Here is an 18,692-nt window from a genome sequence, read left to right as displayed (position 1 = left end):
TTATTCAATATCTTTTAGTCAATTTAATGTTCGGTTAACAGCAACTTTTCAACCTTTTAGTAATTTTTGAACAATTGTTTGGTCTAACTTAGCATTATATTTTTTATCAACCATTAGAATTTGTTTAATTTTATCATGTGATGTTCAGAAATTAACAGCTAAACCAGCTAAAAAGGCTGCGCCCATTGCTGTTGCTTCAATGCTTTTCGGGCGAATTACTTCCACTTGCGTAATATCAGCTTGGAATTGCATTAAGTATTCATTACGACTAGCACCACCATCAACCTTAATTCTTTTAATTGGTTTTTTCAGATCTTCAGTCATTGCCATAATAACATCATATGCTTGATAAGCTAATGATTCTAATGTTGTTTTTACTAAGTGTTCACGTTTTGTTCCGCGTTCTAAACCAAAGATTGCTCCTCGTGAATAAGAATCCCAGTATGGTGATCCTAATCCAGTAAAGGAAGGAACAACATAGACTTGTTGGTCATCGTTAACAAGATTTGTGTATCAATCAGTTTCACTGGCATGATAAATAATCTTAATTTGATCACGTAGTCATTGCACAGCAGCTCCCGCCGCAAAGACAGAACCTTCTAAGGCATAAGTTGTTGTTCCTTTATAATTAAGCGCAATCGTTGTTAATAAACCGTTATTTGATTTAATTGGGGTTTGTCCAGTGTTCATTAAAATAAAACATCCGGTTCCATAGGTATTTTTAACTTCTCCTGGTTCTAAGCAAAGTTGTCCAAACAAGGCTGCTTGTTGATCACCAATAGCACTAGCAATTGGAATCTGAATGTCAGTATCTTTACTTAATAATCCTGGAAAAGTATGACCATAAACTTCGGAAGAAGATTTTACTGTTGGTAAAATTCCTTTTGGAATATCCATTAAGTTCAATAATTCTTCATCTCATTCTTTAGTATGAATATTAAATAGCATTGTTCGACTAGCGTTCGTTGAATCGGTAACATGTGTTTTACCACCTGTTAAACGATAAATTAATCAAGTATCAATTGTCCCAAATAGTAAGTTATTATCGTTTGCCAATTGGCGCGCACCTTCAACATTATCTAAAATTCATTTTATTTTTGTCGCCGAAAAATAGGGGTTAATAATTAAACCTGTTTTTGCTTGAACTAATTCACTTTTTCCTTGGGCAATTAATTCATCGCAATATTTGGTAGTACGGCGATCTTGTCAGACAATAGCATTATAAATTGGTAAACCAAAGCGTTTATCTCACATTACAACTGTTTCACGTTGGTTAGTAATTCCAATCCCGACAATATCTTCGGGTTTAATTTTTGCTTTATTAACTGATTGTACTAATGTTGTTCGTTGTGAGTTTCAAATTTCAACAGTATCATGTTCAACTCAACCAGCTTTTGGGAAAATTTGACTAAATTCTAATGCATCACTTGCGACAATTTCACCTTTATAATTAATAACAAGCGTACGACAACTTGTTGTTCCTTCATCTAAACTTATAATATATTTTGACATTATAAACGTTTCCTTTCGTTAAATTGTTGGAATAATTTCAGTTTGGATAGGATCAAAATGCGGGTTTGTGATTAATTCACAGCCAGCAGCTGTTAGTAAATGACAAATATATTTGGCAATCGCAGGAGCACTACTTAATCCAGGTGATTTTGTTCCAGCGACATTAATAAAATTTGGATTGTCATGTGCTGGTTTTAAATAAAAATCTTTGGATAGAGGTTCAATTGGGCGTGATCCTGCAAAAGTTTGACATGTTTTTTCCATTTTAAGGTTTGGAATAATTTTAGTTCCAATTTGACCAATTTTTTCATACATTGCTGGTGTTACAAGGTGCGTTTCTGCCTTTGGAATATTGTCTTCCGCAGTTGGGCCAACTAAGAGGCGGTCATCTAACATTGGGGCAACAATAACACCTTTGTCATGAATTGTTGGGACCATAAAAATAATATTTTTTACTAAGTTGCCCTCACTTTTTTTCTAAAACACGATATTCTCCACGCTTAGTAACTAATTCATAATCAGGATAACCAGCTTTTGCAGCAAGAATATCACAGTAATGACCAGCAGCATTAATTAAATATTTTGCAAAATAAGTAACTTCTTGTTCTTGATGCAAAGTTGTAATTTCAAAGTGTTTCTGATCAGAGTGGTACTGAATATTTGTTACCAGGTGATCTAACCGTAAATGTTGATTATTTTTAATACTATTTGAAAAAAGACTTTGTGTTAAGACTACGGGGTCAACAACATATGAAGAAGTACATAATAATGCTCCTTGAACTTCAGGACTTAGATTTGGTTCTAAGGTATGAACTTCTGCTTGATTAATAAGACGTAAATGCTTTGGATCAACATTGTTTGTAATTCCACGTTGATATAGCATTTCTAGGTGTTTTTGTTCTTCATCATTAAACGCAATAACAAGCGAATTAACTTGTTGGTAGGGAATAGTAAGTTCCTTAAAAATTGTTTGATAAAGGTGATGTCTCTCGACATTTAATTTTGCTGTTAATTTCCCTGGCGTTGGATCAAAACCTTCATGAATAACGCCAGAATTTCCAGCGGAGGTTTCCATTGCTACTTTTTTATTTTTTTTCAATTGTAATGGTTGTTAATTGATAACGACTTAATTCACGACTAATTGCCGCGCCAATAACGCCACCACCAATAATACAAACATCATAACTAGGTTTTTTTCCATGATATTTATAATATCCTTTCTATTAAATTGATTAAAATAGTAAGAAGATTCCACCAGTAGCAAGTCCAGCACATGTTGGTGCTACAACTGGAATTCAACTATAACTCCAATCCGAGTGTCCTTTATTTTTTAATGGTAAGACAAAATGAACAATTCGTGGAATTAAGTCTCGAACAGGGTTAATTGCATAACCAGTTGTTCTACCTAATGATATTCCAATTCCAAAAACTGTTAAACCAACAAATAGTGGTTCTCATGACCCTAAACTAAATGTCTTATATTTACCAATTGTTAAAATTGCAGCAACTAACACAAATGTTCCAATAAATTCAGCAAAAAAGTTAAAGAAGGCAGGACGATAAGTTGGTCCAGTGGTATGTATTGTAAGAACAAAATCGGGGTTATCACTAACGGTGTCTTTGATATGTTTTCAATAAAAGATATTAACAATAATTTGGCCAATTAAAGCACCAGCAACTTGCCCTAATAATAAGGCTGGTAATAAAAAACAGCCATTGTTAATAAATCAAGTTTGTTGAACAACCATTGCAAATGTTACGGCGGGGTTTAAATGGGCGACACCCTTTAAAGCGCTACTAGCCATTGCCCCAACCAGTACCGCAAAACCTCATCCAGCGGTAATTGCAAAAAAACCTTGTCCATTTCCTTTTGTTTTTTAATAAAATGTTAGCAACAACACCATTTCCCAAAATAATTAGGAGCATTGTTCCAAACAGTTCTAAACCAAAATGTTGAAAAAATAATTGGGTATTTGTCATGTTTATTTTCCTTTCAAATTTGTAAAGTGTGATGTTTCAATCAGATTTTATTATGTTTTAAGTTAATAATAAATTCCCCCTTTCTACAATAATTTAAATAAAAGAATTATCGATAACTTGCTAATAATTTTTAGCAAATTACTGGAAAGTAATTAATTTTTGGTAATAATTAAAGAAGATTTTTTCTTTCATATATCATAATTTTCTAAATTGTATAAGATTGTTGTTAGAATATGGATCAAGGAAAGGGGCTTCGCCCCTAGGTCGCTGCGCGACCTGTACCCCGCAAACAACACACGGGCAAAAATAAATTTTTTGCACCGTGGTGTTTGCTTGTTTTTTTCTTGGTCTATGTATGTATTTGTATCTTTTTGTTTTTATAAAAATCGTAAAATACCATTAAACATGGCAAGAGTAATAATTGCCCCAAGCAATAATTTAAAAGCAATATCAAAAGCAAAGAAATTACTTATATTATCTCAAAGTAAATTAACATTTTGCATTGTATTTACTAATGCATTAGCATACTTTCCAACCTCTTTAATACCAGGCAAAGTATTAAATGCTCAAATAAAACCATTTTTTATATGACAAAACACATTATATCAAGTACAAGAACTATAAGGTAATTTTCATATATCACCAGCATTAATTTCATCATTTCAATCCATAGCATTATAAATGCTAAAATTAAAACCCAAAATTGCAATGCCAATTTTTTCTGTTAATCTAGTCGTATTAAATCTAATTAAATTAAAACCTTGATATTTTGAATTATCTGCCATATCTAATAATTTTATTGATTGAGTATATTTATCATTATTAGAAGGCAAAACATCAGTTTTATAATCTCAATTTGAATAATAAGAAAAATAATCATTAGTATTATTTATAGTATAAGCATTATATAATTGCACTTGCGGTTCTAAATAACCCGAAACTGTATCCGGAAATCTTAAAATATTAAAAAGCATTGATTTTGGATATAATAAAAAACCATTTTTTATAAAAAATACAAAACCTAAATTACCATTATCAGATGAAAAATAAATCTGCTCTTTAAAATTTGAAATATCAAATATAGTTCTTAAAACATTAGAATAAAAATAATCTAAAATTTGAAATAAATTATCTAATAAATAAAAATTTTGTTTAACATCATTAATATAATAATTACTTTCAGATTTTTTAAGAATATCCATATTAATTATTTTTTTATAATTAAAATTTAAAACTAAATAGTTTATATCAAAATGCCGATAACTTTGATTACCAATAATCGGCATAAACAAATATGGTATTATTTCTCAATTAAAAGTGAATTCATATTTTACATCATTTTTATAAACAAAAATATTTAATAATTTAGTTGACATTTGATAATCTACAATTAATCTACCTACGGAACTCTTAGAACTATTTGCTAAATTTCAACTTAATCTATAATTTCAAGCACTGTTTTTAATTTTATTAAATCAATAATTATCATCATTTTTATCAGCACTCACATTTGAAATAAAAGGAGTTTCAACACCAAAACTAAACGCATAATTACTAAGGTCTAAACCTTGCATAAAATAGTCTTGTCGCAACATTAAACTAGATTGAAAATCATATTCACTCGCTTCTTTATAATTTCAATCTTTAAAAATATCATTACTTTTTAAATTTTCTGAATATAAAAAATTGGAATTAACTTTATTAAAATTATCTAAATTAGATGTTATAAAAACAAAAGGAGATATTAAAGAAAATAATAAAAAAATAACATAAAAATAAATAATAAAAACTTTTTTCATATTTGTATTTCCTTTCTTATCTAACTGCAAATATAACTCTTATAATCATTAACATAATTCCAAAAGCAATAAATAATCTAAAAATAGGATGAGTTGCTATAATAAATAAATGAGCGATTAATTTATAAAAATCATTTGAACTATTAAATCACTGTTTAATTGTCGCCATTGCTGTCTCTGACGCTAAAAAAATATTTGCAACAAATGTTATACCAATAATACTTGCTACGAAAAAAAACCATAATAATTTAACCATTATTTTTTCCTTTTTTTTGAAAACTCTTTATCTGTTTCATTTATACCAAGTTTTATTTTTCCAATTGCTCCTGCTGCTTGTTTAGTATTTTGAGACATTGTACTTAATTGTGGTGCAGAACCAACCAAACGCATAACAATTCCTAAAATACCCCCTATAATTCAAAGAACATATAAAGGTATATCTGTTGCTGGTAATTTTAAAGTTCACATCCAGTCCATAATTTTCATAAATATATCAATAACAACATTAAAAGCATCATCCCAACTCGTTAATAAATTCATAATTATTTACCTCCTTTTTGTAAATTTTCAACTAATCTTGTTGCTCCCATTTTTTCTAAATCTTCTAAACTATCAAAATTAACATAATCTCAATAAGTCAATGACTTATCTTTAACACTATCATTTTTAACATCTCTAACAAATTGCAAATATTTAGTATCATATTTCATTGCATCTAACAAAGAAATAGAAATTTTAAAATTACGCATACCAATAGAACTTGCATTTTTTAATTTTACTTTTTTTACCATTAGCAGAACGCTTAACACTTTCAGATTTTCAAATATCATAATTATCCTTATCATCAAAAATACCAATATGAAACTTAAACTTAGGAAAAAATCAAATAAAATACTTTAATATTCCTTTAAATTGAAAAGGTGGTTTTTTACAACTTAACGGCAACATTAACCCCGTCGCTAATTCTCTATATTCTACTCAATGGTGTTTTTCTCGTTGTCCAATAAATACAACATTAATATTATATTGTCGCATAAGAACTAAACTAGGAATAACACCACTATACTTTTTCATAGCACCATCTTTAACCTCATTAGCAGGAACATATAACGCCATTTCATCTAAAACAACCAAATTACTTTCACTATAAGGTATCGGGTTTTTTAAATTATTATTATCAAACATATCAAAAGTTGTTAATGCGATATCTTCATTTTTAATAGGGTAACTAGAATATTTAGTATCATATTTAGAATTAACTAATAAATGAGTTGCTAATAATGTTTTACCGCTCCCTAAACTGCCAATTACCATTGTTATAGGACTTTGTTTAATAGTTTTAAAAAATGCAAGTTGATTTCGTAAATCTTTAAAAAATAAAAATAATACAAACACACTAAATAAATAAGCAAAAATTAAAAAAACAATATTTAATCAACCTTTAAACATATTAGGTTTAAATATAATTAAACAATTTAAAACAATCATAATTAAAGTAAAAAATCAATTCATTAAATATCAATTTATAATTCATTTTCTAATATTTAACACTTTAAAACACCACCTTACATATTTTAGAAACCATATAAATAACAAATCATATAGTAAAGAAAATAAATAATCATATAACTATCATACAAACATAATATTCAACAGTTTTATCAACCAAACCTAATTTATTTGCTGGAATAAAAAAAGCAAACTGATATAAACCTTGATAAACTTTATCTAAAAACTGATTTCAAGTCATTAACTAAACCCCCTAAATATCAATCTAAATATTCAAAAAATAACAGCAATAATAAAAGTTAAAAATAAAATAAAACATATATAGGCTAATGCTGGGGGCATATCTGCACCGAATATAATTTGCATAAATTCAATATAAATTTTACTTTTTAACTTTTTAGAGGTTTAAAATTATTAATATTAATATCCGTGAATTAATTTTCTTAATGTTTCAATTCCAAGCACTAAAAACATTAAAACAATAGGAATAATTAAAATTGCATTTGCACCTAAAAATGTTAAAAATCAAGTCGTAAATTCTTTCGCTCAATTTGCAATAACACCAACTCAGGCCTCAATTGCTTTAATAATTCCGTCTGTTCCGCTATCCATTGCCATTAAATTCATATAGTAATTCCTTTCTAATTAAAAATAATATTTTTTAAACCCCTAAAAAGTTAAAAAGTAATATAAAAATATTACTAATAATTAACTTGTTAAATTTTATTAATAACTTGTTGCTGTTTAATTTGTTCTTTAAGAGACTTAATAATTGCACGATTATTTTGAATTTCTTTGCGATGTTTAAAGGCTATAATACTATCAACAAAATAAAAACCTAAAAGTAAAAACATTGTAATAAAAACCATTACATATAAAAATATAATCATATTATTTAACCTCCTTACTTTTTCTTTTTTCCAATTCAATTTGTAATTTTCTTATTTTCTTTTGTTGTCGTAAAATTATTGAACTTTCTTTTTTTCTAATAACATTTATTATTCCTGCAATAAAGTAAGCACAAATTGGAACCATAATAATTAATAAAATAATTTCAGATAAAATCGCCAAATTAATCACTCTCCATTTCTCTTTTTAACTTTTTAATTTCCAAAGATAATTTTTCGTTTTTTAATTTTTTATTTTCTTTTTGTTCTTTTGATGCAATACACAAAGAAAAAATAATTGAAATAACCAATGGAAATAAAAGCAAGCAAGATAATACAATACTTAAAATTTCTTTATCCATATTTTAATTATTCCTTTCTATACTTAAAAATTTATCTTTTAATTTTTCATTTAAAATCAAAAACTCTTTTTCTGTAAGAATTTGTAAATTAATATTTTCTTTTTTTAATAAATGTTTTAATGCTTTTCTTAACATAAATAATGGTATTTTACTAGGTAAACATTGATGTATAACATTAACTAAATATTCTAATCGTTGTTTATATAATTTAGTTTGTTTTTTCATTGTTTAACCTAGAATAATATTGATTAATTAAAACAACATTTTCATTAACACAGTTTCAGCAATAAGTAGGACCATTTTCTCAAACAGTATCATTAATACAAACCATACATAACTGTTGTTTCATATTAACTATTACTTTCTGATATTGTTGAACTATTAGAATATTTGTTAATAAAATCTTGCTCGCTATTATTTTCTACATATGGTTCAACTGTATTAATTTTTCCATCTCATTTAAGCGAAACATAAAATAAATTACCATCAACTAAATAAGGTTTTAATTTCAAATAATTATCATCAATTACTTTAAATCATTTTGACTTTGATAAATCTTTTGTACCTTTAACAGTACCATTTTCTAACTTAATAACTGGTGTAAATGTATAACTATCTCATTTACTTTCATTACCTTTATCATCCTTAATAATTTTATCAGTTGAAATATCTATCAACTGTACTAGAAATCCATTCATAAGATTTCTTCTTTTTCTTTTAAATAATTTAATTAAATTACTTAAAAGATTTCAGGTTTAAAACTTAAATATAAAAAATGATTAATTAAAAATAATAATACAAAATTAGTGTTTTTTATTTGAATAAGTTTTTATAAATAAAGCATAAAAAAACATTTAATTATATCTAAGTTTCTTAGCGGGAAACCTTTTAAGATTTGAAACTCAAACATAATCAAATGTTTAAGTTAATTTAATAATACAATAAAAATTAAAATTGTCAAATTTTCAGCACAAAAAATAAAGATATTATAAAATATACATCCCCAACTTTTTTTTTTTTTTTTGTTTTAATTAATTTGTGGCAGTTGTTTTAGCGGGTAACTGCCACTTTTTAATGAGTTTTTAACTCATTTTTTTAATTTTAACACCTTAAATTTTGACTTTTTTTAGCAGTAAAATTAGTATTTTTAACTAAATTTTTAAATATTTTTCTATCAACAGAAACATATTTTTTATATTCTCTAAACTTATCTAAACCATAATAACTATCACAACTAAAACCAATTTTATAACTGTTTTCATCGCCAAAAGCAAAATAATTTAAGTTATCTTTAACTGAATAAATTAAATCTTGTTCAGATAACTCAACAACTCCAACCTTTACTCTTGGGTTTTTACAATTTTTACTAAATTGATACGCTTTAATATTTAAATCATAATGATTTTGCGACTTATCATTATTAGCAGTTTTTACAATATATTTAGCAAGATATTTAACAACATCTTCATTAGAACCTGCACGAACTTTAATATTTTTATTAATACCATATTTTCAATATTGTTGTACTACACTATTAGGTATTTTTTGATTCAATATGATATGAAAGTGAACTGCTCCTCGTTTTTGATACTCATAAGTATACATATATTTTAAAATTCCTTTATGATGTTTAGAACGAATAGGATTGTTTCATCAACGATTAATATTATTAAAAAATAACTTTAAATCATTTTTACATTTTTTAACATCTTTCTCATTAACTGCATAAGTTAAAGTCAGAAAACTTAAATTTTTTGAATTTGAAAAATTATGATACGCTTTGCGAATACAATTTCCTTGGGTGCGAATGCGATTATTTCATAGTTTTTTATCATTTTTTCCAGTATTTTTAATTCCCGTTTTATTACGAGGGTTATTATTAATTAATTCTAACGGTAAGACAATATTTTTAACATAATTACCATAAAAGACTTTTTTTAAATAATATTCTTTTTTAACATAATTTAAATCATTCATAATTACATTATGACCTTTATTTGTTAAATTATCTTGAATAAAAACATTATTCATTTTTATAAACTCCTTCCAAATAAAAAAACACTTAATTACATTTAAAAGTTTCTTAGCGGGAAACTATAAAAAGTTTGAAACTTTCAATATAATTAAGTGTTTATATTTGAAAGTTATTTTTATTGTAATATATTATTTTTAATTTTGCAATATCTATTTTAGTGATGTGCAGTTATGATAGTTAATTAAATCAATTTTAACATAAGTTTTATTTTTATTAGTATCTTTTGCAATAGCAAGATGGTAGCCTTCCCGTGTAAAGGAAAAATATGTTGCAAATTTTAATTGGCTTAATTTTAAATGCATGCGAATGCTTTTTAAGCAATCAATAATTTTGTGATAAATTTCAATTTTCATTTTAGAATTCTCCTATTAAGTTTGTTACTACCTTTATTTTAACCAAGTTTTTTTTTTTTTTTTTGGAAAAATTATTAGAAAAATATAATAATATTTTCTTATTTATTAACTTAACTAAAATTGATGATTGTATAAAAGAGCATAAGTATTTATATATTGAAAAAATAAGAGAAAAGAGATGGAAGAAATCAAACACAATAGTACAATTAGAAATTATACTAATCATGTATTATAAATGAATAAGGGATGATGATCTAATCGCGGATATACAAGAATGTTCAAAAAATTAAGTGTTCAAAAAATTGATTATCAAAAACAATTAATTGATAAAGAATTACAAGAAAATAATATGGTTAATCACAAAAAACACATAAAATAGTAGTTATGTTAATAGTTAATAAGGAACATTTAGATAAATTTTTAACAATAATTAATAGATATAAAGATTTTCATTGAAGTTGAAATCTAAGATATAAGTGTCTTCTGAATAAATAACATTTTTTGTTTTATATAAAATATGTTATTATTTAATCAATAGATTTGTTGCACTTGCATTTACAATTTACATTATTAAAATCACTATGAAAATAATAAAGGAGAGAGTATCGGATGAACAGATTTTCAAAGACAATTTCAAATTTAAGTATTTATTATATGATAACATTATTACACTTTCTTATTATTGCAACTTTGTTAATTTTAATTAAAAGATTTATTAATAGCAAAATTGAAAAATTTTCTGGTAGCTTATTTCGGTGAATTCAAAATAGTTTACATGCTAGTTTAACTTCAATTCAAAACGTCGGAATTATTTTAACTGTTTTTTCGTTGTTTTTTATTGTAATAATATTAATTAATTCAAGAAAATCAGCTACACAAAGATTAGGTTATTTTTTCGGTATTGGCAGTGGTCTACTTTTATTGTGTGTTTCTTTTCTGCCTTTAATCTTTATCAAAACGGCTAATATTAGTGATGAATTAATGATTTTTGCTCTAGTAATGTTATTCATATTTTTTGGTTTTAGCAGTAGTTTACTATTAATTGGTTCAATATTTGGTATCATATCTGCAAAAACGGAAGCTAATAATTATGAACCTAAAGTAAAAATTAATAAAAATATTAGTTAATTTTAAAGCATAAAAATAAGCCTTGCTCTTGGTTAAGATAGTCCCTATTTCTTATAATTATATTTAAGAACAATTTCCCGATTGTTTTTCGCACCAATTGATTTTGAGATTACCTCCGGAAACTTTAAAACATTTTTATGGACTAATTTCTGGTGTTCTCTATTCATAACAGGTAAAATCTGTTCTTTTTTTGATGTCAAAACTTTATTAATAGCATTTTGTAAACCTTCAAATAACACTAATTTATCATAATTAAAAATAATAATAAATTTAATTTTAAAACTAAGGACCTTTTAATTGGGACTTGATTATATTATAATTAACTTATTAATATTAAGTGAGGCAAAAAAATGAAATTACATCCACTGGTAAAAGAAGTTTTAATTACTGTAGAGGAAATTGAACAAAGATGCTTAGAATTAGGACAAGAAATTAGTAGTTATTATCTTAATGAATATCCAGTTCAAGATAATACTATTTTATGTTTAGGGTTACTAAAAGGTTGTATTCCTTTTATGGCAAAATTTATTTCCCATTTAGTTAGGGTAGAATGTGAAACTGAATATATGGTTGTTTCATCATATTTTGGTGGGGTCAAAAGTAATAGTGTTCCACAAATTTTACTAGATTTACCAATTCCAGTCACAAACCGTGATATTTTGTTAGTAGAAGATATTATTGATAGTGGTAAAACAGTTAAAATGATTAAAGAATATTTATATTTAAAAGGAGCTCGTAGTGTTAAAGTTGTTACTTTATTAGATAAAAAAGCGGGACGGGAAGTGGATTTAGTTGCTGATTGATATGGCTTTGATGTTCCTCATGCGTTCTTAATTGGCTTTGGATTAGATTATGAAGATCGTTTACGAAATTTACCATATATTGCAATTGCTGATCCGGAAAAATTAAAAATATGACAATGAGGAACAAAAAAATAATTAAACAATAATAGTAAGTGTGAAATTATTATTGGAGGCATAAATGAAAAAAATTACAACAAGAATGATTACAATTAATAGTATTATTATTGCCATTTTTTTATTGTTTGCATTAGTTCCTTCATTGGGATATATTGCAGTTGGTCCAGTTAATCTGACTTTAATGCACATTTTATTTTTAATTGGAATGTATGCTTTATATGTCACAATGAATCTAAATTTAATTTGATCAGGTTTAATTTATGGTCTTGTTTTTGGTTTGTCTTCGTTAGTTCAAACATTTATTTCACCAGGAATAACAGCTTTTATTTTTATTAATCCGTTATTTTCTGTTGTTCCGCGGGTTTTAATGGGACTTTGTGTTGGCCTTTTAGCTTATTTTTTAACAAAGATTTCGGATAAAATTGAAGCAAAAATTTATGCGAACCAAGTTACTGAATTAACATGATATCAACACCACTATTTAAAAATTTATAATGTAATTATTGCTTTTACAACAGCAACCTTAAATACTATTTTTGTTTTAGTTTTTATGTATTTTATTGGTCCCTTAATTTATACTAATCCTGATCAACAAGCTATTTTTAAAACTTTTACTTGGCTTATTTTAGCAACAAATTACTTACCCGAGATGGCATTAGCGGTTGCAATTTTTCCGCCGGTGGCTTATGCTTTACGAAAACTTTATTTATAATTTTAATCTTATTAAAAAAATTACTTTTAAAAAAATAATCTGTATTGTCTTCTTACTAAGAACATTATAAAATTAATAATAAGAAAGAAGCGATAAATAGTGAAACAACCGGCAGGACTTATTTTTTTTGTTATCACCACTGTTATATTTTTGATATCTTTTATTATGGCTACTAGGCTATTTTTTAGCTCGATTTCACACTACAGATGAATTTTCTGATCAACTAGAAAACAATAAGACTGAGTGAGTAAATATTATGGTTGTGATGTTATTATGATTTTTTTGTTCTATCATTATTGCGCTAATATTTTTAATTTATACATTAGTCCAATATTTGCGAGTCTATCAGGATTTAAATAATGCATTACGAAGTTTATTTGGCTTAGCATGAATTATTTCCTTTTTTCAAAAAGTTTTAAAAATTAAAGCATAATTAATTATAAGTAAGATAAAATAATGGTATAGAGGAGAGAGTGGTTTCAATGAAGAAAAAAATTGCAATTTTAGGGGATTCATTAACATTTGGTTATTTACCAATGGGCATTGGTAAAATGTCAGAAACAGATAATTGACCAGCAAAATTAACAAATTTATTAACTCAACATTATCAAACAACAGAAATTGAAATTCAAACTGATGCCCAACCAGGGCGAACAATTATTAAACCATTAATTGATTTTGGATTTCCACAAGATAATGGGATGGACAATTTATTAGCGTTATATCAAAAAGCAAGTCCGTTTAATTTGTTTATTATTTTTTTAGGAACAAACGATTATTTTGCTTATGATGCATATGCAAAATTAAAAGAAATACCAGACTATCCAATTGAAAAAAAGATTGTTAGTTCATTAGGACAATTAATTAATCAAATGAAAAATTTTCATCGTGATAATCATGAAGAAATTAATTATAAAGTATTAGTTGTTTGTCCACCAAAAGCATTAACGATGCATGATGGTGAATTATTAACTTCATTACCAGGGGCTTATCAAGAACATTTTGCTAATTTAAAGATTCCTGTTGTTAATTTACAATTAACTGCTAATCCGCATTTAGAAGATCAAACAAAATATGATGGAATTCATTATACACCAGCGGAAACTTCAGCGGTAGCACAAGCCATTTTTGATATTATTGTTACTGACAATTTGTTAGCAGTAAATTAATCTATACTTGTCAAACATTTTGAAAGGAATAAATAAGAATGATTATTGGCATTTATGGTTATATTGGAACTGGAAAAACTAGCGCTTGTGAATATCTCCAAAATAAATATCATTTAACATATTTAAATGCTGATCAAATCACCAAAGAAATTATGCAAGAAAAAACAACTTTAATGTTCTTAAACAAAACTTTTCCAGGAGTTGTTAAAAATGAGGTTTTAGATCGTTCTTATTTACGAACAATTATTTTTACTAATCAAACAGCTAATACTAAGTTAAATAATTATTTGTGGCCAAAAGTAAGCGACAAGATATTAACAATAATTAATGATAATCCATTGCAAAATTTTTTAATTGAAGCGGTGGGAATTAATATTTTACCTGTAACTTTTAAAGCTAAGATTTTAATTACTGCTAGGGAGGAAACCATTTTAGCACGGATTGCGGTTCGTGATCAGCAACCAGCAGGACAAACAAAACAATTATTAAAAATTCAAAAGAATTTATTTAAAGATATTAAACCAGATTATCAAATTGAAACCACTGAATCATTGCAATTTTTATATGACCAATTAGATAAAATAATGAAAGAAATATTAGGAGATAAACAGTAATGCATCGTTTTTTTGCAACTACATTAGACAATGATTATTTTGTTTTAACAGTTGATGATGTTAAACAAATTAAACAAGTTTTACGTTTAAGAGATAATGAACAAATAATTTGTATTTATAATGCTGAACATTATTTAACAACAATTAAAGTTGTTTTGCCACAGAATTATTTGTTTAAATTAACAAAAAAATTGAAACAAAATCATGAAAGCCCAATTAAGATTCGTTTAATTGCTGGTTTAATTCGAAATACAAAATGAGACTATTTACTGCAAAAAGCTACTGAATTAGGGGTTAATGAAATCATTCCCTTTCAGTTTAAACGTTGTATGGTACAATTAAAAGGTGAAAATAACGTTAAAAAAATTGAACGTTGAACAAAAATTTGTAAAGAAGCTAGTGAACAAGCATATCGAAATCAGATTCCGTTAATAAAAGATGTTGAAAGTGATTTAAAAGTTTTTCAAAAATATCAAAGTGATGTAAATCTTGTTTGTTATGAAAAAGCTGCACCAAATTATTCACAATTAAAAAACTTTTTACACCAAGATTTTACAAGAATTACGATTGTAGTTGGACCAGAAGGTGGGTTTAGCGAAGAAGAAATTGCGGTTTTAACAACGTATGGTTATCATTCAGTTTCATTGGGGCAACGAATTTTACGGGCAGAGACAGCACCATTGGCTATTTTAACAATGATTATGTATGAAAAAGAGTTATAGGAGAAAGCAAGGATGACAAAAGTAGTATTGATTAAAGCACTAGTTAGTGTCGCAAATGTAATATTATATACCGGTTTAGTATTAATTTTTTTAATTCTAGGATTACAAAAATGAAATATTGCGGCAGTAACGGGATATAAAATTGGTTATGTCTTAATTGGTTTTGCAACTGTTATTTTTGTTATTTACCATTTAGTTCGAATTCATGAACTGAAAAAAACGCCATTTCAATTATTACGAAAACATATTATTTTTATGCAAGTTTTTTATATTGGACAATATTTAATTTTTGCTATTAGTTTGTTTTTTTTAATTTTAGCTAATACAAAAGTTTTAAATCCAGCTCAAATTTTTATTTTTTGATATGTTTGGTTTCCAACTGTTTTTGTAGGAACGATTGTTTTCTCAGTTTTAGAATCAATTGTTCGTGTTGAAGAACGAATTTTTATTGTCAAGAAAAATTGACAAGATTCTGAATTATGAGAAAAAGAACAGCAAAAAGATAATGCTGACTTAGCATTAGAAAAAGATGATTCTACAAAAAAAACACAAAATCCTTTTTTTGATGATAATAATAGTAATTAGTTTATAATTAGTAAAAAGATAATTAATAAAGGAGTATGAAAAAATGAAGAAATTTTTAGTTCTACTAACTAGCATTTCATTAGTAACAGTAGTTAGTACCAATGTTGTTGCATGTATACCTCAACCAAAAAATGGGAACGATGCTATTGGTGATAAATTAGATTTAAGTTTATTTGCTTTTGATAAAATGCAAAACAATAAATTTAGTTTGAAAAAAGATAATGTAATTGTAAATGATAAAATTAATTTAGAATCAGGGATAACAAAAGGAATTCAAAATATTATCCCAATTTATTTGCCTTGAAATGAAGTGGATGTTACAGTTACAATTGGTAAAACACCAGCAACTTTTAAACAAGTATATCTTAAAATGCAGGTAAAAGATGGGGCAAAATCAATTAAAGGTTCAGTAATGTGGGGAAACTTAGAAGCAACACCAAAAGCATATGTTGATCTTCGTCCTAACATAAAAGATTGACAACCAGAAGGACAAAGAACATTAAAAGTTAAAGCAGAAGGTGAATTAGAAACAGCAGCTTTTAACGCTTTAGGCGGATATGCACTAGGTAAAAGTGATTTAACAGGACTTGGTTTAAGAGGAACATATGATAAAGCTACTAATACTTTTACTGTTACAGCCGATGGTGCAACAAGTGAATTCTTTGCAACTAGTGATCTTGTTTTTAATACAGTTATTAATTAATAATTTTACCAACTACTTAACAAGAATGAAAGGTACATAGTGAGGTGCTTTTATGTTAAAGATTGGAACAATTGGAACTGGGAATATTGTTAGTGAATTTATTGAAGCTTGTCGGGAAGTATCGGGAGTTGAAGTTAGTTGTCTTTACTCACGTAGTTTAGAAAAAGCTAAAATTTTTGCGTTCAAAAATAATTTATCAGTACGAATAGTTGATAATTTTGAAGATATGTTAGATCATATTGATATTATTTATATTGCATCACCAAATGGGTTACATTATCAACAAGCAAAGTATTTTTTACAACAACAAAAACATGTTTTAATTGAAAAACCAGCAACTTTTTTAGCTCAAGAGTTAATTGAATTAAGAGAAGTAGCAATTATTAATAATGTTTTTTTAATGGAGGCTTTTAAGCCACTTCATTTACCAGCATACCAAGTTTTACAAGAAAATGTTAATAGAATACATCCGTTTTTAGCAACTTTTCATTGTAACCAATATTCAAGTCGAATGAAAGAAGTTTTATTAGATGATTATAATTCTGTTTTTGATAAAACCTTAGGGAAAGGTTCATTGTATGATATGTTAATTTATCCGGTAGAATTAGCAGTTGCTTTATTTGGCCCAGTTAAAGATGTCAAAGCAATGAGTCACAAGTTAAAAAATGGTGTTGATATTAATAACGTTGTTCTTTTACGTCATCACAATAATATTTTAACAAATATTGTTTGTTCAAAAGCAGCGGTCGGAATTAGTGATAGTGAAATTTTAAGTTACGATGCAACAATTAATTTTACTAATTTAACAAAATTAGAAACAATTATGATATATAACCGGTTAACAAACAAGACAATGATGTTTCCATTAGCAGCTGAACATCAGAATAAAATGTATTATGAATTACAACATTTTGTGAATATAATAAATACAGGGAATTATCCTGAAATGCAGCGGTTATTAGATTATTCTATTGCAGCAATTCGCATTTTAGAAGCAGTACAAGTTAACGAAGAACAACAGGGAGAACTATTAAATGAAATTAAATAGATATATTGATCATACTTTATTAAAACCAGATACTACAACTAGTGAGATTAAGCAGTTATGTCTTGAAGCAAAACAATATGATTTTGCTTCAGTCTGTATTAATCCAACATATGTGTCATTAGCTCATGAATTATTGCAAGATAGTGCTGTTAATGTTTGTGCTGTTGTTGGTTTTCCATTAGGAGCAAATACAACAGCAACAAAAGTAACAGAAATCACTAATGCTTTGCAAGAGGGAGCGAATGAAATTGATATGGTAATGAATATTAGTCAGTTTAAGTCAAACAATTATAATTTAGTAGCAGCTGATATGGCGGCATGTAAAAAAGCGGCGGGAACAGCTGTTGTTAAAGTTATTTTAGAAACATGTTTATTGTCAGAAGCAGAAATTATTAAGGCATGTCAATTAGCAGAACAAGCAGGACTTGATTTTGTTAAAACGTCAACTGGTTTTAGTAAAGCAGGAGCAACAGTGACAAATGTTAAATTAATGAAAGAAACAGTTGGTGATCGTTTACAAGTTAAAGCGGCTGGGGGTGTTCGTAGCAAAGCCGATGTTCTAGCAATGATTGCCGCAGGAGCAACTCGAATTGGAACTAGTGGTGGTGTTGCGATTATGCAAGATAAAACACACTTAGTAGGTTATTAATTAAA

The 18,692-nt window shown here is 26.7% G+C and carries 29 protein-coding genes and 1 pseudogene; 11 read left to right on the top strand and 19 right to left on the bottom strand.

Annotated features, from left to right (window positions below; all coding sequences use genetic code 4):
* The 18 genes and pseudogenes from glpK to ACOBWH_RS06620 all read right to left on the bottom strand — a co-directional run bounded on the left by glpK (nucleotide 1) and on the right by ACOBWH_RS06620 (nucleotide 10,437).
* Entirely contained in the window at nucleotides 1-1,512 is a 1,512-nt protein-coding gene (gene glpK, locus ACOBWH_RS06705) for a glycerol kinase GlpK (RefSeq protein WP_424526235.1), read from the bottom strand.
* Nucleotides 1,513-1,530: 18 nt separating this feature from the next.
* Complete coding sequence (locus ACOBWH_RS06700) at nucleotides 1,531-1,908, bottom strand: FAD-dependent oxidoreductase (RefSeq protein ID WP_424526234.1); 378 nt, start codon at nucleotides 1,906-1,908, stop codon at nucleotides 1,531-1,533.
* Nucleotides 1,796-2,611: an FAD-dependent oxidoreductase gene (locus ACOBWH_RS06695; protein WP_424526233.1), complete on the bottom strand. Its 816-nt coding sequence runs from the start codon at nucleotides 2,609-2,611 to the stop codon at nucleotides 1,796-1,798. The genes ACOBWH_RS06700 and ACOBWH_RS06695 overlap by 113 nt, the downstream gene beginning before the upstream one ends.
* A gap of 133 nt (nucleotides 2,612-2,744) precedes the next feature.
* Nucleotides 2,745-3,492: pseudogene (locus tag ACOBWH_RS06690) on the bottom strand (MIP/aquaporin family protein).
* Nucleotides 3,493-3,869: 377 nt separating this feature from the next.
* Entirely contained in the window at nucleotides 3,870-5,291 is a 1,422-nt protein-coding gene (locus ACOBWH_RS06685) for a spiroplasma phage ORF1-like family protein (RefSeq protein WP_424526232.1), read from the bottom strand.
* A 16-nt stretch (nucleotides 5,292-5,307) separates the two neighbouring features.
* Complete coding sequence (locus tag ACOBWH_RS06680) at nucleotides 5,308-5,547, bottom strand: hypothetical protein (protein ID WP_004027929.1); 240 nt, start codon at nucleotides 5,545-5,547, stop codon at nucleotides 5,308-5,310.
* On the bottom strand, nucleotides 5,547-5,831 hold the full coding sequence (locus ACOBWH_RS06675; RefSeq protein ID WP_424526231.1) for a hypothetical protein: 285 nt from the start codon (nucleotides 5,829-5,831) through the stop codon (nucleotides 5,547-5,549). The genes ACOBWH_RS06680 and ACOBWH_RS06675 overlap by 1 nt, the downstream gene beginning before the upstream one ends.
* 2 nt (nucleotides 5,832-5,833) lie before the next feature.
* A complete protein-coding gene (locus ACOBWH_RS06670) occupies nucleotides 5,834-6,040 on the bottom strand; it encodes a hypothetical protein (RefSeq protein ID WP_424526230.1) in 207 nt (68 codons plus the stop codon).
* Complete coding sequence (locus ACOBWH_RS06665) at nucleotides 6,033-6,842, bottom strand: hypothetical protein (protein WP_424526229.1); 810 nt, start codon at nucleotides 6,840-6,842, stop codon at nucleotides 6,033-6,035. The genes ACOBWH_RS06670 and ACOBWH_RS06665 overlap by 8 nt, the downstream gene beginning before the upstream one ends.
* 1 nt (nucleotide 6,843) lies before the next feature.
* On the bottom strand, nucleotides 6,844-7,041 hold the full coding sequence (locus ACOBWH_RS06660; RefSeq protein ID WP_004027932.1) for a hypothetical protein: 198 nt from the start codon (nucleotides 7,039-7,041) through the stop codon (nucleotides 6,844-6,846).
* A gap of 179 nt (nucleotides 7,042-7,220) precedes the next feature.
* Nucleotides 7,221-7,427 carry a hypothetical protein gene (locus tag ACOBWH_RS06655; protein ID WP_101519332.1) on the bottom strand — a complete coding sequence of 69 codons (207 nt, stop codon included), beginning with the start codon at nucleotides 7,425-7,427 and terminating at the stop codon, nucleotides 7,221-7,223.
* 89 nt (nucleotides 7,428-7,516) lie between these two features.
* The gene (locus ACOBWH_RS06650) at nucleotides 7,517-7,690 is read right to left on the bottom strand and encodes a hypothetical protein (protein ID WP_424526228.1); all 174 of its coding nucleotides are present in this window, start codon (nucleotides 7,688-7,690) and stop codon (nucleotides 7,517-7,519) included.
* Nucleotide 7,691: 1 nt separating this feature from the next.
* A complete protein-coding gene (locus ACOBWH_RS06645; protein WP_424526199.1) occupies nucleotides 7,692-7,880 on the bottom strand; it encodes a hypothetical protein in 189 nt (62 codons plus the stop codon).
* On the bottom strand, nucleotides 7,873-8,049 hold the full coding sequence (locus ACOBWH_RS06640; RefSeq protein ID WP_424526227.1) for a hypothetical protein: 177 nt from the start codon (nucleotides 8,047-8,049) through the stop codon (nucleotides 7,873-7,875). The genes ACOBWH_RS06645 and ACOBWH_RS06640 overlap by 8 nt, the downstream gene beginning before the upstream one ends.
* 3 nt (nucleotides 8,050-8,052) lie before the next feature.
* Nucleotides 8,053-8,274 carry a hypothetical protein gene (locus tag ACOBWH_RS06635; protein WP_424526226.1) on the bottom strand — a complete coding sequence of 74 codons (222 nt, stop codon included), beginning with the start codon at nucleotides 8,272-8,274 and terminating at the stop codon, nucleotides 8,053-8,055.
* Nucleotides 8,275-8,399: 125 nt separating this feature from the next.
* Entirely contained in the window at nucleotides 8,400-8,747 is a 348-nt protein-coding gene (locus ACOBWH_RS06630) for a hypothetical protein (RefSeq protein WP_424526202.1), read from the bottom strand.
* Between the two features lie 403 nt (nucleotides 8,748-9,150).
* Nucleotides 9,151-10,080, bottom strand: coding sequence for a rolling circle replication-associated protein (locus ACOBWH_RS06625; protein ID WP_424526225.1), 930 nt, complete (start codon nucleotides 10,078-10,080; stop codon nucleotides 9,151-9,153).
* A gap of 153 nt (nucleotides 10,081-10,233) precedes the next feature.
* On the bottom strand, nucleotides 10,234-10,437 hold the full coding sequence (locus tag ACOBWH_RS06620) for a hypothetical protein (protein WP_424526224.1): 204 nt from the start codon (nucleotides 10,435-10,437) through the stop codon (nucleotides 10,234-10,236).
* Nucleotides 10,438-10,672: 235 nt separating this feature from the next.
* Between ACOBWH_RS06620 and ACOBWH_RS06615 the strand changes: the two genes are divergently transcribed.
* Nucleotides 10,673-10,816: a hypothetical protein gene (locus ACOBWH_RS06615; protein WP_424526223.1), complete on the top strand. Its 144-nt coding sequence runs from the start codon at nucleotides 10,673-10,675 to the stop codon at nucleotides 10,814-10,816.
* A gap of 230 nt (nucleotides 10,817-11,046) precedes the next feature.
* Nucleotides 11,047-11,565: a hypothetical protein gene (locus tag ACOBWH_RS06610; RefSeq protein WP_424526222.1), complete on the top strand. Its 519-nt coding sequence runs from the start codon at nucleotides 11,047-11,049 to the stop codon at nucleotides 11,563-11,565.
* A gap of 44 nt (nucleotides 11,566-11,609) precedes the next feature.
* Here ACOBWH_RS06610 and ACOBWH_RS06605 read toward each other — a convergent pair whose 3' ends face one another.
* A complete protein-coding gene (locus ACOBWH_RS06605; protein ID WP_424526221.1) occupies nucleotides 11,610-11,804 on the bottom strand; it encodes a R3H domain-containing nucleic acid-binding protein in 195 nt (64 codons plus the stop codon).
* A gap of 111 nt (nucleotides 11,805-11,915) precedes the next feature.
* On the opposite strand from ACOBWH_RS06605, the gene hpt reads away from it, so the two are divergent.
* The 9 genes from hpt to deoC all read left to right on the top strand — a co-directional run bounded on the left by hpt (nucleotide 11,916) and on the right by deoC (nucleotide 18,687).
* Nucleotides 11,916-12,503, top strand: a complete 588-nt coding sequence (gene hpt / locus ACOBWH_RS06600; RefSeq protein WP_424526220.1) for a hypoxanthine phosphoribosyltransferase — start codon at nucleotides 11,916-11,918, stop codon at nucleotides 12,501-12,503.
* A 43-nt stretch (nucleotides 12,504-12,546) separates the two neighbouring features.
* Nucleotides 12,547-13,197: an ECF transporter S component gene (locus ACOBWH_RS06595; protein WP_424526219.1), complete on the top strand. Its 651-nt coding sequence runs from the start codon at nucleotides 12,547-12,549 to the stop codon at nucleotides 13,195-13,197.
* Nucleotides 13,198-13,679: 482 nt separating this feature from the next.
* Nucleotides 13,680-14,366: an SGNH/GDSL hydrolase family protein gene (locus tag ACOBWH_RS06590; RefSeq protein ID WP_424526218.1), complete on the top strand. Its 687-nt coding sequence runs from the start codon at nucleotides 13,680-13,682 to the stop codon at nucleotides 14,364-14,366.
* A gap of 38 nt (nucleotides 14,367-14,404) precedes the next feature.
* Complete coding sequence (gene coaE, locus ACOBWH_RS06585; protein WP_424526217.1) at nucleotides 14,405-14,980, top strand: dephospho-CoA kinase; 576 nt, start codon at nucleotides 14,405-14,407, stop codon at nucleotides 14,978-14,980.
* A complete protein-coding gene (locus ACOBWH_RS06580) occupies nucleotides 14,980-15,702 on the top strand; it encodes an RsmE family RNA methyltransferase (RefSeq protein WP_424526216.1) in 723 nt (240 codons plus the stop codon). The genes coaE and ACOBWH_RS06580 overlap by 1 nt, the downstream gene beginning before the upstream one ends.
* A 12-nt stretch (nucleotides 15,703-15,714) precedes the next feature.
* Nucleotides 15,715-16,287 carry a hypothetical protein gene (locus ACOBWH_RS06575; RefSeq protein ID WP_424526215.1) on the top strand — a complete coding sequence of 191 codons (573 nt, stop codon included), beginning with the start codon at nucleotides 15,715-15,717 and terminating at the stop codon, nucleotides 16,285-16,287.
* A gap of 43 nt (nucleotides 16,288-16,330) precedes the next feature.
* A complete protein-coding gene (locus ACOBWH_RS06570) occupies nucleotides 16,331-16,990 on the top strand; it encodes a lipoprotein (RefSeq protein WP_424526214.1) in 660 nt (219 codons plus the stop codon).
* Nucleotides 16,991-17,042: 52 nt separating this feature from the next.
* Nucleotides 17,043-18,038, top strand: coding sequence for a Gfo/Idh/MocA family protein (locus ACOBWH_RS06565; RefSeq protein ID WP_424526213.1), 996 nt, complete (start codon nucleotides 17,043-17,045; stop codon nucleotides 18,036-18,038).
* Nucleotides 18,025-18,687 (top strand): deoxyribose-phosphate aldolase, encoded by a 663-nt coding sequence (gene deoC, locus ACOBWH_RS06560; protein WP_424526212.1) that lies wholly within the window; start codon nucleotides 18,025-18,027, stop codon nucleotides 18,685-18,687. The genes ACOBWH_RS06565 and deoC overlap by 14 nt, the downstream gene beginning before the upstream one ends.
* Nucleotides 18,688-18,692 lie beyond the last annotated feature (5 nt).

It is taken from the genome of Spiroplasma endosymbiont of Glossina fuscipes fuscipes (assembly GCF_049669535.1).
Taxonomy (GTDB): Bacteria; Bacillota_I; Bacilli_A; order Mycoplasmatales; family Mycoplasmataceae; genus Spiroplasma.
Note: the sequence above shows the minus strand (reverse complement) of the source record. Positions and strands in the feature narration are given on the sequence as shown.